Consider the following 15,212-nt stretch of genomic DNA (forward strand, 5'->3'; position numbering starts at 1 on the left):
TAGACGAGGTGGCGTTCACGAGCGGATGGAGGTCTGGCTACCGAACGGGCCGGTGCAGAAAGGCCGAGACAACATTCTCGAACGCGGCCTTCTGTTCGATCATCGCCCAATGACCGCACCGGGGAAAGACATGCAGCTCTGCGTTCGGAATCGTCCGCATCGGGATCAGCGCCATGTCAAGGGGACTGACGCGGTCGTCGCGCCCCCAGGTCACCAGCGTCGGCGCGGTGACCTTGTGCAGCATCGACCACGGCGGTGGCGAATCGGAGTTCTCCATCGCCGCGATCATCGCGGCGAACGCCTCGGAACCGTACATGCGGCGGGCGCTGCCCAGCGTGGTGGGAACGGTGGCCTGTTCCCAACGTTCCTCGATGAGCTCGTCGGTGATCAACGCAGGGTCGTAGACCATGGAGTGCAGCCAGCGCACCAGTCGTTCGCGACTTGGGGCATCGGTGAACTCCTGCAACAGGCGAATACCTTCAGAAGGCCCTGAACTGACGATGTTCTTGCCGATTCCGCCGATAGTGACCAGTCGCCCGACGTTCGCCGGATGGGCGGCGGCATAGCTCAACGCGACGCCACCGCCCATCGAGTTGCCGATGATCGACAGATCGGTGAGAGACAACCCGTCGACCAGCTCACGGACGGCGTCGAGGGCGGTGACCATCGGGTGCGCGCCGAAGTCGTCGCTGACCCCGAAACCGGGGAACTCCAGAACCAGACAACGGAAGTGCTGCGAGAAAAACGTGAGGTTCCCGCTGAAGTTGCGTAGCCCGGTGACTCCCGGTCCGGAACCGTGCAACAACAGCAGGTCTGGCCCCACACCGATCTTGTGGTAGCGCAACGTACCTCGAGATGTGGACAACTCGTGCGTGGAGAGTGCCGCAAGCGTCGTGGTCACGCAGTCACCGACCCATCGCATAGTCGACGGTCGGGCCGGCGGTCCACCCACCGTCCACCGCCAGTTCGGCGCCGGTCATGTAAGCGGCGTCGTCGGACAGCAGAAACGCGACGGCTCCGGCGATCTCGTCGGGCATCCCGACACGTCCCATCGGGGTGTTGGGATACTTTCCGTCGCCGGTCTCGATACCGATCGTGGAGGTCATCGGCGTGTATGTCATGCCGGGATGCACGGAGTTGACGCGGATGCGGTCGGCGGCGAGTTCGACCGCGGTGAGTTTGGTGAGACCCCGAACGCCCCATTTCGATGCGCCGTATCCGCTGGTCAGTGGCAATCCGGTGAGGCCGGCGGCCGAGGAGATGTTGACGATGGATCCACCGCCCGCAGCACGCATCGGGGTGATGGCGGCGCGGATGCCGTTGAACACGCCGACCAGGTTGATCTCGAGCACCCGGCGGAAGTTCTCGACGGTGTCGTTCTCGAGAAACGCCCCGGTGGAGATACCGGCGTTGTTGACGACCCCGGTCACGGAACCGAATTCCCGCTGGGCGCGGTCGAAGGCATCGGCCCACTGGTCCGGATCGGTGACGTCGAGTCGGACGTAGCGGGCGGAGTCGCCCAGGTCTTCGCTCGTCTGCTTGCCGACATCATCGAGGATGTCGCCGATCACCACTCGGCCGCCGCGGGCGATGATGCGCTTCGCGAAGGCGGCGCCGAGCCCACGGGCGCCGCCGCTGACGACGACGACCTTTCCGGCCAATGATGTTGCGTCCGTGTCGGTCATGGGATCACTTCCTGAGGTGTCGTGTGCGTGTCGGTTCGACGCGTCGGGTATCGGTGGCGAGGGTTCCCCGCCGGGCGGCTTCCTCGATGGTGTCGCGCAGTGCGGGGCACGTCGGGAGGGTGCTGGTCTGGTCTCCGGCAGCTGTGCGAGCGGCCAACTCGGGGCAGGCGTGCTGGGCATTGCCGAGCCATTGGATGCTGGTGTGGCTGGGGCTGTACTTCTCGGCGAGGACGGTGGTTGCGCAGGTCGCGCAGGTCAATTCCTGCATGCTGTTTCACCGTCCGGATGCGGCGCGCCGCGCCGCGACGTACCCGAACACCATCGCGGGGCCGATGGTCGCGCCCGCGCCAGCGTAGTCGTTTCCCATCACCGCCGCCGACGTGTTGCCGGTGGCGAACAATCCGTCGATCACCGAGCCGTCCTCCCGCAGCACCCGGCCCTCGGCGTCGTAGACGAGACCACCTTTGGTACCAAGGTCTCCTGCCCGCATCCGTAGGGCGTAGAACGGTCCGCGGTCGATCACGTCGAGGGTGGGGTGGGGAAGGCTGGGGTCGCCGTAATAGTTGTCGTAGGCGCTGTCGCCGCGACCGTGATCCAGGTCCCGACCATCGCGCGCGAAGCCGTTGTACCGCTGCACAGTTGCGGCCAACGCGGCCTGGTCGACACCGATCCGGTCGGCTAATTCCCTGACCGTCTCTGCGCTGTGTAACAGTCCGCTCTGCAGCCAGTCCTCTGGGAAGGACTGACCCGGCATGATGCCGCCGACCGGGTACCGGTTCTTGGCGGTGCGGTCGAAGATGAACCAGGCCGGTTCGTGACCGCCGGCCAGTTGGGAGTGCACGAATGTCACATACGGTGCGGCCTCGTTGGTGAATCGCGCGCCGTGCTGATCGACGATGATCGACCGCGGGATCGACCGTTCGGACACCAGGACCTGGTTGATGCCATCGGGGCGTTGGAACGACGGCATCCACCAGGCGTCGTCCATCAGGTCGACCGCCGCGCCGACGGCGACACCGGCGTTGATGCCGTCGCCCGTGTTGTCGGCCGACGCTGCACTGTAATCGTCGCGTCCGCCCTTGGGCAGGTGGCGTTTACGCATCTCGTGGTTGTGTTCGAAGCCGCCGGTCGCAAGCAGGACCCCGGCCCGTGCCCGGATGCGTAGCTGCTCGCCGCGCTGTTCGGCGACGACCCCGAGCACCGCACCGGAATCGTCGGTGATGAGCGACTGCATGGGGGTCTCCAGCAGCAGCGGCACGCGGGCATCGTTCAGCGCCAACCGAAGCCGGGCGATCAACGCACGACCCAACGTCTCCATGTGGCGTCGCAGCACCAGCGCCTTGATGGCTCGCAGCCCGGTCATCAGCGCGGTACGTCGGCCTTTCCCGGTGCGCATCACCATGTTGAGGGCGACGAAGTCCTTGGACGTGATGAACAGGCCGGGCGGTGTGGCCAAAGCGGCAGGCCGCAAACGGCTCTCGTCGTCGCCCAGCGTGCGCAGATCCACCGGCAACGGTTCGATCGACCGGCCTTCCGGACGTCCTCCGGGACGTTCGGGATGGTAGTCCGAATATCCCGGGCACCACTGGAATCGCAAGTGAGGGCTGATGGTCTCGAGGAACTCGGCCATTCGGGGCCCCTCGTCGATGAAGGTGTCGATGTTGGCCGTCGGCACTCGGTCGCCGACCACCGCGTCGAGGTAGGCGCGGACACGTTCACGCGTGTCGACGATCCCGGCACGCTGCAGTGTCGGGTTGTTCGGTATCCAGATCCCACCGCCGGACAGGGCGGTGCTTCCACCGAATACCGCGGCCTTCTCGATGACCAGGGTGTCCAGTCCTTCGGCGGCGGCGGCCAGCGCGCCGGTGAGGCCGCCCGCTCCGCTACCCACGACGAGGAAGTCGACCTCGCGGTCCCACGTCGAATCTGTTGCAGCCATGTCGTTCTCCCTGCTCATCGTGCGCGGATGCTGAGGTCGTCGGGCGACCAGATGGCGCGCATACTGGTGATCTTCGCGTCGTCGTCGAAGGTCATGACGTCGATCGGTTCGACCACGATGGTCTGGTCGGCGGTACGAGTGGTGACCCGGAATCCGAAGGCCGCGGTGTCGCCGGCGACACGCAGGTTCAGCAACTCGGCCTCGCAGTCTGCGCCGTCGAGTGCGCCGTAGAACTTCTCGATCGCCGCACGACCCGTGTGGACCTCGGATCCCACCGGGTCCTCGACGGTCGCATCGTCGGCGTAGAGCGCCGCGATGTCCGCGGACGTCCCGCTGCCGATGGTGCTCAGATACTGGGCCACCTGCGAACGGATCAGGTCATTTGGATTCATCGGGACTCCTTGCCAGATGTGGGTACGGGTTCGGTGCTGCCGATAGGTGACAGCATGTCCAGCACGGCGAGATGGCTGAACAGGACCGAGGCGCCTATCGGGTTGCCGCCGCCCGGATAGACGGTGCCGCTGACCGCGGCCATCGTGTTTCCGGCCGCGTAGAGCCCGGAGATGCGCACGCCGTCCGCATCGAGCACCGCGGCCGCGGTGTCGGTGCGTAGTCCACCTTTGGTGCCGAGGTCGGAGATCCCGAATGCTGCAGCATGGTAGGGCGGTTGGTCGATGGCGACCATCGGCGACTCTCCGCCGGAGAAGGCGCGGTCGTAGGCCTCGTCGCCGCGGCCGAAATCAGGATCGACCCCGTCGGCGACGAACTCGTTGAACTTTTCGATGGTGGCGGTGAGCCCGTCGGGGTCCACACCGATCTTCGTCGCCAGGTCCTCGAGGGTGTCTGCGGTGTGCCACAAACCGGCGGCGACGTAGTCGGCGGTGTCCACCATGGAGACGTTCGATGCCTTGACGGGCGGCACGGGGCCCTCGGTGTCGTCGTAGATCATCCAGAACGGGAGGGTCGCCGCACTGTCATCGACGGTGCGGATGATCTCCCGACCGAGACGATCGTAGGGAGCGGATTCGTTGACGAAACGTTGTCCGTTCTGGTTCACGAAGATGCCGCCGGTGAACCAGAGCGCAAATGCGGATCGGCCGTCCGGGTGGGTCAGGCCGGGCGACCACCACGCCTGGTCCATCAGGTCCAGATCGGCGCCCGCTGCAATGGCCGCCCGATGTGCCCGGCCGAGGTTTCCCGACGGCCCCATGGTGTCCCGCGCGTTGCCCGGCACGCCGTACTCTGCGCGCATCTCGTCGTTCTGTTCGAAGCCGCCGGACGCCAACAGCACCCCGCGCAGTGCTCGGATTGCGTGCCGGCCGCCGTCGCGCTCCACGACCGCGCCGACCACTCGTCGGTCCTCCACGACGAGCTCGACCAGTGGTGAGTCCAGGTGAAGCGTGGCGTTCGGGAAGTCGTTGATGGCCTTGAGGAACCGTCCGATCAAGGCCTGACCGCCGATGAGCAGATCCGGCAGCGGCGCACCGAGACGGTCGGTGTCCAGCGGGCCGCGCAGCGACTCGCGGAGATCGCCGAGTTCGGCAGCCGGTAGTGGCACGGGAGTGATGTGGCGCTGCCCGTCGAGTCGGGCTCCCGGCGCCGTGCCGAAATAGTCCGGCCAAGGGAACATCTCGAACGCGAAGTGCGGGTCGTTCTCGAGGTACTCGACCACGTCCGAACCCCGGCGCACGTAGGTCTCCTGCAGCTCCGTCGGCGTGCGGTCACCGACCACCGCCCGGAAGTACTCGAGCGCCGCTTCGACGGTGTCGTCGGTGCCGGCGCGCCGCAGTACCGGATTGCACGGGAACCACATCCCGCCACCACCGGAGTACGCCGTCGTGCCGCCGAACTTGTCGGTGGCCTCCACCACGGCCACCCGAAGGCCCTCGCGAGCGGCGGTGTACGCGCCGGCCAGCCCGCCACCCGAACCCGCCACGATGACATCGACTTCCTCATCCCACTGCATGTGTTCCCCTTTCACGTACTCGTGGCCGACGCTAGATGAGGTGTAGCGAGGTGACGGTGTGCTCTCCCGATGATCGGGAGAGCACTCGGTGCAGGTCACCGATGGGCCGATCAGCGGGAGAGTCACTGGCCGCCGGACCGCCGGGGGATCTAGCGTCGGCGGTCGATGAGCAGCTCGATCGAAAGGCGATGTCCTGTGAACAGTCCCAAACCTTCCTCCGCGGCCGTGCGCGGCGTCGACGTCGTCGTCGTCGGAGCGGGGATCGCAGGTCTGTATGCGTTGCAACGGCTTCGGCGCGACGGTCTGGATGTTCAGGTGTATGAGGCCGGTGGGGGAGTCGGCGGTGTGTGGTATTGGAACCGCTATCCCGGTGCACGCTGTGACGTTGAGAGCGTTGACTACTCGTACTCGTTCGACGACGCGCTGCAGCAGGAATGGAACTGGAGCGAGAAGTACGCAACCCAGCCGGAGATCCTGTCCTACCTCGAACATGTCGCGGACCGATTCGACCTGATGCGCGACATCACGCTCAACACCCGGGTGGTCGATATGACCCTGGACGAGCAGTCGTTGCGCTGGCACGTCCGCACCGACACCGGGGAGGAGGTGTCGGCCCGTTTCTGCGTTCTCGCACTCGGTCCGCTGTCGAGCGCTAACATCCCGCACATCCCGGGCCTGGCATCGTTTGCCGGGGATGTGCATCACACGTCGGCCTGGCCACATGCGGGTGTCGATTTCACCGGCAAGCGGGTCGGTGTCATCGGCACGGGATCATCAGGGATACAGGCTGTTCCGAAAATCGCCGAGCAAGCGGCCGAGCTGACCGTGTTCCAGCGGACCGCCAATTACAGCATCCCGGCCGGAAACCTCGCGCTCGATGACGCCGACCGTGCGCGATACAAAGCCGGCTACGCCGAGCGGCGCCGACTGTCGATGGAAAGCGGCGGCGGATCGCCGCACCAACCGTATCCGTCGCCGGCGTTGTCGGTCACCGACGACGAACGACGCGACGCCTACGAGAAACGGTGGCTGCTCGGCGGTGTGCTGTTCAGTAAGACCTTCCCCGACCAACTGACCGACCTGGAGGCCAATCGGACCGCCCAGGACTTCTGGGAGTCGAAGATCCGCGCCGTGGTCGACGATCAGGCGGTCGCCGACATGTTGATCCCGCATGACCATCCCATCGGAGCCAAGCGGATCTGCACCGATGACCATTATTTCCAGACGTTCAATCGAGCGAACGTACACCTCGTCGATGTGCGGGCAACGCCGATCGAGCGGATCACACCGACCGGCATCCGTGTCGATGGCCGTACCGTGGAACTGGATTCGCTGGTGTTGGCCACCGGATTCGACGCCATGACCGGTGCGGTGGAACGGATCAACATCGTCGGTCGCGCCGGTGAGACCCTGAAGCAGGCATGGAGCGACGGGCCCAGCACCTACCTGGGTCTAGGCGTCGCCGGATTCCCGAATCTGTTCAACCTCACCGGCCCCGGCAGCCCGTCGGTGCTGGCGAACATGGTGTTGCATTCCGAACTGCACGTCGATTGGGTGGCAGCCGCCATTGCGGCGGTCGAGGTGAAGGGCGCTGACGCCATCGAGGCGCGGGCCGAGGCAGTGGACGGGTGGGTGCGCGAGTGTTCCGAACGGGCCGCACAGACCCTCATGCCCGCCGCGAACTCCTGGTACCTGGGTGCCAACATTCCCGGGAAGCCGCGAGTGTTCATGCCGTTCGTCGGCGGGTTCGGCGTGTACGGCCAGATCATCGCGGACGTGGCCGCCGATGATTACCGCGGGTTCGAGATGTTCCGTGCTGCCGATGTCGACGACTGAGTACCCCCTCGACGCACAAGCTCCCCGGTGTTGGGCCGGGGAGCTTGTGTGTTGTTGCCGTTTCAGCCGGCGAGACCGCTCAAGCTGCCGCGAAAGAACAGCAGCGGGGTGCTGTCCTCGTCGGCGGACAGTGCGGTGATCGCGGCGACGGCGATGCTGTGGTCTCCGGCGTCGTGCTCGGAGACCAGGTGCCCGTCGATGTGAGCGAGCGCGCCGCTGATCGCGGGCGCACCGTTACCGGTGGGTGACCAGTCGATGCCGCGGAACTTGTCGGCGCCGCTCACGGCGAACTGCCGGCACATCTCCTGCTGATCGGCGGCCAGGATGTTGATGCACAGCGCGCCGACCTCACGGGCAAGTGGCCAGGTGGTCGACGTGCGCGATGGGCAGAACGACATCAGCGGTGGATCGAGGGACACCGAGACCACCGACTGGCAGGTGAACCCGATCGGTCGCTCACCGTCGTGGGCCGTGATCACCGCCACCCCGGTGGCGAAGTTGCCCCACACGCGGCGGAGATTCCTGGCACTGGGGGCCTGGGCGGGGGGATCGATGTCGCCGTTCGCGATCAGGCCGTCGCGCGTGGCGTCCCTGGTTGTCACGTGTGATGTCATGTCTCCTCCGAATACTGTTATCCACCAAAATGTTCCGTCCACGTCCTGCAGAGCCGCAAGAGGATGTCCCGGTCAGCGGGGAGTGCGGCGGGATCGAGTTCGCGGGCCATGGTCGTGCGGTTGGTACCATGGCCGCGTGACCTCGGCCCCGACCCGATTCGAGGAGCTACCCAACCTCCCTCCGACCTCCTGGGCGATTCTCTGCATGCTCGCCTACGAGGAAGAAGTGTCCGGTTACGACATCAAGAAGTGGGCAGACTGGAGTCTTCGGCACTACTACTGGAGTCCCTCGTTCAGCCAGGTCTACTCCGAGCTCAAACGCGTCGAGCAGCATGGTTACGCCACCTCATGGATGGCCAACGGCGAGGGCGGGCGCAATCGGCGCGTCTACAAGATCACCGACGCCGGACGTCGGGCGGTAAGGATCTGGGCGTTGGATGCGCCGGTGGACCCACCGATGCTCAAACACGGTGTGGTGCTACGTACAGCGTTCGGGCATCTGAGTACGCCGGAGAAGCTGAAGGCGATGCTGGCGGAGCACGTGGCGCGGATGGATGAACTGCAGCACCGTGTCTCGATCGACGCGGCCGCGGCCGAGGCCGAACCGGCGTGGTCCTATGCGCGGATCGCGATGCGTTGGGCAGAGCGCTATTACGCGAGCGAACGTGAGCTGGCGCTGCAATTGATGGACGAGATCGACTCCGCCGACCAAGCATTCATATCGGGAACATCCGTGGGCGAGGCCTTTCCGAAGCCGCGGCCCGGGCACTGGCGTGAGGTGGAACAGCAGGTAAAGGACCAAGAACACAACGACTGATCCTGGTCACTTCACGAGAGTGCGGATGTCAGACCACGTCTGGGCACGGGCACGGGCACACAACTGGAGCGACGGCATGGTCATGAAGCCGTGGACGGCGCCCGGGTGGTCGCGATGTGTGGTTGACACCCCGGCGGCCTCGAGCGCATTGACGAAGCCACTGCCTTCGGACCAGAGAGGGTCGTACCCCGCGGTCACGACGATGGTCGGGGGTAGGCCCAGGAGGTCGGCATGAGCGGGCGAGACATGCGGGTGGGTGCGGTGGTCGCGTACCGGAACATACTGGTCCCAATACCATTTCATCGCGCTAGCGGTGTTGTAATGCCCCTCTCCGAAACGCACATACGATTCGGTCGTGAAGTCGGCGGAGATCACCGGATATAGGAGCACCTGCGCGCGGACTCCGGGCCCGCCGCGATCGCGGGCGAGCACGGTGGTGACGGCGGCGAGATTGCCGCCGGCGCTGTCGCCGACTATCACCAACCGTTCTGCGTCGGCAGCGAATTCCTCGGCACGGTCGGCCGCCCACGCCACGACGGCGTACACGTCATGTGCGGCGGCCGGCCACGGATGTTCTGGGGCTAGTCGATAATCCACCGACACGACGATCGCGCCGGTACCGGCTGCCATCGAGCGGCACAGGTCGTCGTGAGTATCCAGGTCGCAGAACACAAAACCGCCGCCGTGTGCAAACACCACCAGGGCGGCGCGCTCGGCCGGGAACGGGTCGAGTGGGTGGTAGATGCGTACGGGGATCTCGCCGGCTGGTCCCGGCACCATGCGGTCGCATACCGACGCCACGGGAGTCGGGTCGGAAACGGGCTGCAGCCGAGCCCTTATCGCTTCTCGTGCCTCCTCGCCGGACATACCCTCGACACGTGGAAAGGCGCCATTGAGCACGGGGAGGATGGCCGCGATCTCAGGGTCGATCATCGTGCCACCGGCATCGCGGCGATACCGATCGACGGGTTCGCCGGGCCCATCCGGAGTTGATGGCGACGTTGCAGCGTCGGCACCACACGTGTCGCCCCGTCGTCGAGGTTGCGCCAGATGGCCAGCGCGGTCATTCGGACGGGTGCGGCCAATCGGTGATCGAATGCCATCCGGTCGGCCGGTCCGCAGACCGACACCGCTGCCACGTTCTCGTCGAGCTCCCCGATCGGTGCGGCAACACAACCGATGCCGGCGACCGACTCTTCGCGTTCGTAGGCGACCCCATGGGCGCGGACCTTCGCGAGCTCGGCGTCCAGGCGGGTGGTGCTGGTGATGGAATATCTCGTCTTCTGCATCAGCGATTCCCCGTGAGCTCCGCGGTCGCGGGCATCAGCGAACGCCATGATTGCCTTGCCGACGGCGGTGCAATGTGCGGGTTGCCGACCTCCGACACGGGTCGGGACAGAGGCCGCGAGAGCGCCGCCGATCTTCTCCAGATAGAGCACGTCGGATCCGTCGAGGATGGCGAGGTGGACCACGAAGCCGGTCGCTCGATGCAGTTCGTGAAGGTAGGGCAGTGCGGCCGCATGGAGTCGGTCCTGGTGGACGGCGATGGAGCCGAGCTCCATCAGTCGGATGCCGAGCTCGTAGTCGCGCCCCTGCCGTCGCAGCCAGCGCAGATGTACGAGACGTTCCAGTATGCGGTGCGCCGAGGATCGGGGCAGGCCGGTGCGACGCACGATCTGCGCGAGGGTGAGCCTTCCCGGTCCATCGAATGCGTCGAGCACGAGTGACGCGCGATCCAGCGCAGCGGCCGGGGTGTGGGAGTCGAGGTTGACGGTCATGAGCACCTCCATGGGGCTGACGAAGGGTTCATATGCCTACGGCTCGTATGCCTATTAGGTATATGCCGATTAGGAATATACGTTGTGTTGGCAATCACATCAAGTCTGTTTGCCGCTGACAACGGGAGCGTCCCACCCGAAGGGCGAGACGCTCCCGATTTCATTGGTGCGGCGTTACATCGCGGCGAGCGGTTCGCTGGCCGACCAGTCGTGGCCCCAATAGCTGTCCGCGGTGATCTCCTCGGCCGTGTAATGGGTTTCGTCGACCTTCATGCCATCGGTGCCGAACTCGATGTCCCAGCCGCCGGGCGCTCGGACGTAGAAGGACACCATCTTGTCGTTGGTGTGGCGGCCGAGGGTCGACGACACCGAAAAGCCGTCCTTGACGACGCGGTCCAGAGCCTGTCCGACGGCGTCGAGGGAGTCCACCTCGACCATCACATGGATGAGTCCGGGTGCGCCGCCGTGCGGGGCGGGGCACAGGGCGAGGCTGTGATGACGCTCGTTGATGCCCAGGAAGCGGATGCGCATCGGACCGTACTCCGGCGGAGCAGGCAACCGCATCGCGCCGCGGGGCAGAAAGCCGAGCACCTCGGTGTAGAAATCGAGCGCGGCGGCGGGGTCGGTGGTGGGCAGGACGACGTGGCCGAGTCCCTGGGCACCAGTCACGAATCCCGCGCCGAACGGCGTGACGAGTGGGCTGTGGTCCAGGACCGGACCGTGGAAGATCTCTACGGTGGCTCCGGTGGGGTCGGTGAACGAGATGACTTCCTCGACCCGACGTGCCTCCGCCTCCTCGATCGAGAGCGGTTTCACCGCGATTCCCGCGCGCTCCAGGGTCGCCTGCACCCGGGTGAGTGCCGCGGCGTCGCGCACCTCCCAGCCGATGTCGACGACTTCGTCTGTCTCGCCCCCGACGATGACGATGCGGGCGGCGCGTTCGTCCATCCGCAGATACAACGCGTTCTCGTCGGGTCCACTGCCCTCGGCGAAGCCCAGCACGTCGAAGGCGAAGGTGCGCCAGCGGGCGATGTCGTTTGTCTGGATCTTGAGGTACCCCAGACCCTTGATCTCTGTCATGTCGAACTCCTTGATGTGTCGATGGCCGATGGCCGATGGCCGATGGCCGATGGCCGATGGCCGATGGCCGATGGTCAGATGTGGCGGCTCAGATCATCTTCTGCAGTGCTTCAGGCGGCTCGAGGCCCAGCGATGTGAGCGCCGAGGCGTGATAGACGGTGCTGGGCACATGGATCGCGTGATTCAGGCCGGCGTGGGCGTCGCGCCAGAACCGCTGGAGCGGCTTGTCCATTCGCAACGCGTTGCCGCCGGATCGTGCGAAGATCTGATCGACCGCCATCACCGCGCGCCAGGCCGCACGAACCTGGGTTCGACGTCCCGCGGCCCGCTGTTCGAAGGACACTTCCTTTCCGGCGTCGACGATGTCCCACATCGAGTCCACGGTGGCCAGCAACTCCTGGCGAGCCGCGTTGATGTCGGCGGCCGCCTCTCCCACGGCGAACAGTACGTACGGGTCGTCCTTGATCGCCGTGCCCTGCGCGCCCACACGGTCACGCTGATAGTCCAGGTGGGCCGCGAGCGCACCCTCGGCGATCCCGATCACTGCCGACGAGATACCCAGGGGGAACATGTTGGACCACGGCATCTTGTAGAGCGTCTCGGTGACGCCGTACTCGCGCTGCGCGGTGCCGTCGATGACGTGATCGCCGTTCATCACCCGGTAGTTCGGGACAAAGGCGTCCTTGACGATGATGTCCTTGGAGCCGGTGCCCTTGAGACCCACGACGTTCCACGAGTCGTCGACGATCTGATAGTCGCTGCGGGGCAGGATCATGTGCAGCATCGTCGGCGGTTCGGCGATATCGCCCGCGGCGGTGCCGAGCATCGCGCCGAGGAAGATCCAATCGCAATGGTCGGTGCCCGAGCTGAACTGCCAGCGGCCGTTGAAGATGTAGCCGCCGTCGACCGGCACGGCGACGCCGGTGGGTGCGTATGGCGATGCCATCCAGGTGTCGTTGTCGCTACCCCAGACCTCTTCCTGGACGCGCTGATCGGCAAATGCGAGCTGCCACGGGTGGACGCCGACAATGCCGCAGACCCAGCCGGTCGCACCATCGAGGGCTGCCGCGGCCATCACGGTCTCGGCGAACTCGCGGGGGTGGGCTTCGTAGCCGCCGTAGCGTTTGGGCTGCAGTAGGCGGATGGGCCCCGCCGCCTTGAGCTTTTTGGCGGTCTCGTCGGGCAGTTGGCCGAGACGTTCGGCCTCGTCGGCTTGGCCGCGGATCTCCTCGGCCAGTGCGGTGATGTTCTCCAGTGCTTCATTCATGTTGTTTCCTTGTCGATTCGATCGGTGATGCGCGCTGTTCGGCCGGTCAGCTGTGCGCTTGCAGAGTCGTCCCGGCGGCGATGTTCTCGGCGACCTCGGCCTCCCAGCTCTGCACGGCGCGATCGGTGTCGATCTCGAACTCGAAGCGGTTGGTCATGTCGTCGGTGATGTCCTCGACATCGACATAGAACTGCTCATACCACCGACGCAGCTGATAGACCGGCCCGTCCTCTTCAGAGAGCAGCGGATTGTCGATGGGCGCCTTGTTTTTCCAGATCTCGATGTCCTGTTCGAAGCCCATCTCGACACCCTGGGCGAATTGTGCGGCCATACCGGCGGCCATCTCGTCGGACATGCCTTCGGGCTTCTTGACCATCGCTCCGTACTGCAGCACAAAGGAGTTCGATGTGACCGGGTAGTGACAGTTGATCAGCACGGTCTCGATGGTCATGCCCTGGGCTTCACTCCACAGCCAGTCGATCATGTAGGACGGCCCGAAGTAGGACGCATCGGATCGCAGAGTGGAGTTCGGGTCGTCGTAGTTGGTACCGACCTCGATGTCGTGACGTGGGGTGGACCGCATGTACTGAGTCGCGGTGTGCCCCTCGAACACATTCTTGAAGTAGCGGGGAAACGCGTAGTGCACATAGAAGAAGTGCGCCATGTCCACCACGTTGTCGACGATCTCACGGCAATGCGACCCCTCGACCAGGATCGAGTTCCACGTCCAATCGGTCCACTCCGGACTGCCGAAGCCCTCGATGACCGGGATCGTCACATCGTCGGTGGGCTTGCTGCCCTGCGGATCGTGCCATACGAACAGCTGACCATTGCGTTCCAGTGCTGGCCACGCGCGTGTCTTGGCCACCGGCGGAACCCTTTTGGCGTAAGGGATGTCGGTGCAGCGGCCGTTTCCGCCCCACCGCCAGTCATGGAAGGGGCAGGCGATCGAATTGCCCTTGACCGTGCCGCGAGCGAGATTGCCGCCCATGTGCCGGCAGTACGCGTCGAGTATGTGGATCTTCCCGGTCTCCTGCGCCGCGAAGACCACCAGGGTGGTGCCGAAGGCCTTCACCTCATGCGGTTGACCGTCGCGAAACGTGTCGAGCAGCCCGAGGCAGTGCCAGCCCCGGGCAAACCGCGTTGGTGCACCCGCGGCCTCGATCGTCCTGAATTCCTCTACTTGCGAGGGTGATTGACCTTGTGTCGTGTGACCCAGCATCGAGACCTCCAACTCTCCGGACGTACTGACCTGTCGAGGTCGATGGTCGTCGGAGGTGGGGCGACCTGGGGCTGCGGTCTCCCGTTCAGCGGACGAGGATTTCCGCCTTCCCACTCAGTGGGTGCGATTTCCTACCCCGGGCACACAGTCTGGTGGTATCGCTGAACGTAGCGAGCCCAGACGCCGACGATGTGAGGTCGGCGAGTGCAGCGAGGAGACTGCCATGCAGCGATACACAGGACGACGCGTTTTGATCACTGGTGCCGGATCGGGGATCGGTCAGGCGACCGTGCTCCGGCTGCTCGATGAGGGTGCCGACGTTGTCGCCGCCGACATCAGCGAGGCCGGACTTGCCGACACCAAGAGCAAGGTAGGGGCCTCGTCGAAGCTGACGACGGTGGTGATCAACGTTGCCGATGAGGCATCCGTACGTGCCGGGGTCGCCGCCGCGATCGAAAGTCTGGGTGGCCTCGACGTCTTGATCAACGCCGCGGGAATACTGCGGTCGGCGCACACCCACGAGCTGGCGCTCGAGGACTTCGAGTCGGTCATCCGCATCAATCTGACCGGTACGTTCCTGATGATCCGCGAGGCCATCCCGGCGCTGGGGCAGGGTCGCTCACCGGCGGTCGTGAACTTCAGCTCCACGTCGGCGGCGTTCGCCCACCCTTACATGGCTGCCTATGCGGCCAGCAAGGGTGGCATCCAGGCGATGACACACGCGTTGGCCTCCGAGTATGGGAAGGCCGGCATCCGCTTCAACGCCGTCCAGCCGGGCTCGATCTCATCGGGGATGACCGACGGTACGGGGGCCAGCGGACAGAGCCTGGGACCGGGCCTGCCCGAGGACGCCGACTTCTCGTTGTTTCCCACGCCGTTGCTGTTCGGCGGTGGGTTTGCGCCGCCGGAGACGGTGGCAGGTGTCGTCGCCATGCTGGCGAGCGAGGATGCGGCCTTCGTCACCGGCACCGAGGTGCGCGTCGACGGCGGTTCACACGCGTGAACCAG

The 15,212-nt window shown here is 65.5% G+C and carries 15 protein-coding genes; 3 read left to right on the forward strand and 12 right to left on the reverse strand.

What is annotated here, in order from left to right; genetic code table 11:
• Positions 1-37 precede the first annotated feature (37 nt).
• Genes VX037_RS06215 through VX037_RS06240 form a run of 6 tightly spaced genes read right to left on the reverse strand, consistent with a single transcriptional unit; the run spans position 38 to position 5,590 of the window.
• Positions 38-922 (reverse strand): alpha/beta fold hydrolase, encoded by an 885-nt coding sequence (locus VX037_RS06215; RefSeq protein ID WP_442903642.1) that lies wholly within the window; start codon positions 920-922, stop codon positions 38-40.
• Complete coding sequence (locus VX037_RS06220; protein ID WP_328713591.1) at positions 906-1,685, reverse strand: glucose 1-dehydrogenase; 780 nt, start codon at positions 1,683-1,685, stop codon at positions 906-908. Before VX037_RS06220 ends, VX037_RS06215 begins: the two co-directional genes overlap by 17 nt.
• Positions 1,686-1,689: 4 nt before the next feature.
• On the reverse strand, positions 1,690-1,953 hold the full coding sequence (locus tag VX037_RS06225; RefSeq protein ID WP_328713593.1) for a hypothetical protein: 264 nt from the start codon (positions 1,951-1,953) through the stop codon (positions 1,690-1,692).
• A gap of 6 nt (positions 1,954-1,959) precedes the next feature.
• Entirely contained in the window at positions 1,960-3,624 is a 1,665-nt protein-coding gene (locus tag VX037_RS06230; RefSeq protein WP_328713594.1) for an FAD-dependent oxidoreductase, read from the reverse strand.
• Positions 3,625-3,638: 14 nt separating this feature from the next.
• Positions 3,639-4,016, reverse strand: a complete 378-nt coding sequence (locus VX037_RS06235) for a nuclear transport factor 2 family protein (RefSeq protein ID WP_328713596.1) — start codon at positions 4,014-4,016, stop codon at positions 3,639-3,641.
• The gene (locus VX037_RS06240) at positions 4,013-5,590 is read right to left on the reverse strand and encodes an FAD-binding protein (protein ID WP_328713597.1); all 1,578 of its coding nucleotides are present in this window, start codon (positions 5,588-5,590) and stop codon (positions 4,013-4,015) included. The genes VX037_RS06235 and VX037_RS06240 overlap by 4 nt, the downstream gene beginning before the upstream one ends.
• A 195-nt stretch (positions 5,591-5,785) precedes the next feature.
• On the opposite strand from VX037_RS06240, the gene VX037_RS06245 reads away from it, so the two are divergent.
• Entirely contained in the window at positions 5,786-7,426 is a 1,641-nt protein-coding gene (locus VX037_RS06245) for a flavin-containing monooxygenase (protein WP_328713598.1), read from the forward strand.
• A gap of 62 nt (positions 7,427-7,488) precedes the next feature.
• Here VX037_RS06245 and VX037_RS06250 read toward each other — a convergent pair whose 3' ends face one another.
• A complete protein-coding gene (locus VX037_RS06250; protein ID WP_328713599.1) occupies positions 7,489-8,040 on the reverse strand; it encodes a flavin reductase family protein in 552 nt (183 codons plus the stop codon).
• Positions 8,041-8,176: 136 nt separating this feature from the next.
• Between VX037_RS06250 and VX037_RS06255 the strand changes: the two genes are divergently transcribed.
• Entirely contained in the window at positions 8,177-8,857 is a 681-nt protein-coding gene (locus VX037_RS06255; RefSeq protein WP_442903643.1) for a PadR family transcriptional regulator, read from the forward strand.
• Positions 8,858-8,863: 6 nt separating this feature from the next.
• Here VX037_RS06255 and VX037_RS06260 read toward each other — a convergent pair whose 3' ends face one another.
• The 5 genes from VX037_RS06260 to VX037_RS06280 form a co-directional block, all read right to left on the reverse strand.
• Complete coding sequence (locus VX037_RS06260) at positions 8,864-9,790, reverse strand: alpha/beta hydrolase (RefSeq protein ID WP_328713600.1); 927 nt, start codon at positions 9,788-9,790, stop codon at positions 8,864-8,866.
• Positions 9,787-10,635, reverse strand: a complete 849-nt coding sequence (locus tag VX037_RS06265) for an IclR family transcriptional regulator (RefSeq protein ID WP_328713603.1) — start codon at positions 10,633-10,635, stop codon at positions 9,787-9,789. The genes VX037_RS06260 and VX037_RS06265 overlap by 4 nt, the downstream gene beginning before the upstream one ends.
• Before the next feature lie 174 nt (positions 10,636-10,809).
• Positions 10,810-11,715, reverse strand: coding sequence for a biphenyl-2,3-diol 1,2-dioxygenase (bphC, locus tag VX037_RS06270; protein ID WP_328713604.1), 906 nt, complete (start codon positions 11,713-11,715; stop codon positions 10,810-10,812).
• Between the two features lie 88 nt (positions 11,716-11,803).
• Positions 11,804-12,982: an acyl-CoA dehydrogenase family protein gene (locus VX037_RS06275; RefSeq protein ID WP_328713606.1), complete on the reverse strand. Its 1,179-nt coding sequence runs from the start codon at positions 12,980-12,982 to the stop codon at positions 11,804-11,806.
• A gap of 46 nt (positions 12,983-13,028) precedes the next feature.
• Positions 13,029-14,204, reverse strand: a complete 1,176-nt coding sequence (locus VX037_RS06280; protein ID WP_328713609.1) for a Rieske 2Fe-2S domain-containing protein — start codon at positions 14,202-14,204, stop codon at positions 13,029-13,031.
• A gap of 223 nt (positions 14,205-14,427) precedes the next feature.
• On the opposite strand from VX037_RS06280, the gene VX037_RS06285 reads away from it, so the two are divergent.
• Positions 14,428-15,207, forward strand: coding sequence for an SDR family NAD(P)-dependent oxidoreductase (locus VX037_RS06285; RefSeq protein WP_328713611.1), 780 nt, complete (start codon positions 14,428-14,430; stop codon positions 15,205-15,207).
• Positions 15,208-15,212 lie beyond the last annotated feature (5 nt).

The organism is Gordonia sp. Z-3 (genome assembly GCF_036233855.1).
Lineage (GTDB): Bacteria > Actinomycetota > Actinomycetes > Mycobacteriales > Mycobacteriaceae > Gordonia > Gordonia tangerina.

What these genes read in the sequence shown, in the direction of transcription:
- VX037_RS06215 (WP_442903642.1), bottom strand. Translation starts at nt 922, where the DNA reads ATGCGATGGGTCGGTGACTGCGTGACCACGACGCTTGCGGCACTCTCC.
- VX037_RS06220 (WP_328713591.1), bottom strand. Translation starts at nt 1,685, where the DNA reads ATGACCGACACGGACGCAACATCATTGGCCGGAAAGGTCGTCGTCGTC.
- VX037_RS06225 (WP_328713593.1), bottom strand. Translation starts at nt 1,953, where the DNA reads ATGCAGGAATTGACCTGCGCGACCTGCGCAACCACCGTCCTCGCCGAG.
- VX037_RS06230 (WP_328713594.1), bottom strand. Translation starts at nt 3,624, where the DNA reads ATGGCTGCAACAGATTCGACGTGGGACCGCGAGGTCGACTTCCTCGTC.
- VX037_RS06235 (WP_328713596.1), bottom strand. Translation starts at nt 4,016, where the DNA reads ATGAATCCAAATGACCTGATCCGTTCGCAGGTGGCCCAGTATCTGAGC.
- VX037_RS06240 (WP_328713597.1), bottom strand. Translation starts at nt 5,590, where the DNA reads ATGCAGTGGGATGAGGAAGTCGATGTCATCGTGGCGGGTTCGGGTGGC.
- VX037_RS06250 (WP_328713599.1), bottom strand. Translation starts at nt 8,040, where the DNA reads ATGACATCACACGTGACAACCAGGGACGCCACGCGCGACGGCCTGATC.
- VX037_RS06260 (WP_328713600.1), bottom strand. Translation starts at nt 9,790, where the DNA reads ATGATCGACCCTGAGATCGCGGCCATCCTCCCCGTGCTCAATGGCGCC.
- VX037_RS06265 (WP_328713603.1), bottom strand. Translation starts at nt 10,635, where the DNA reads ATGACCGTCAACCTCGACTCCCACACCCCGGCCGCTGCGCTGGATCGC.
- bphC (WP_328713604.1), bottom strand. Translation starts at nt 11,715, where the DNA reads ATGACAGAGATCAAGGGTCTGGGGTACCTCAAGATCCAGACAAACGAC.
- VX037_RS06275 (WP_328713606.1), bottom strand. Translation starts at nt 12,982, where the DNA reads ATGAATGAAGCACTGGAGAACATCACCGCACTGGCCGAGGAGATCCGC.
- VX037_RS06280 (WP_328713609.1), bottom strand. Translation starts at nt 14,204, where the DNA reads ATGCTGGGTCACACGACACAAGGTCAATCACCCTCGCAAGTAGAGGAA.
- VX037_RS06285 (WP_328713611.1), top strand. Translation starts at nt 14,428, where the DNA reads ATGCAGCGATACACAGGACGACGCGTTTTGATCACTGGTGCCGGATCG.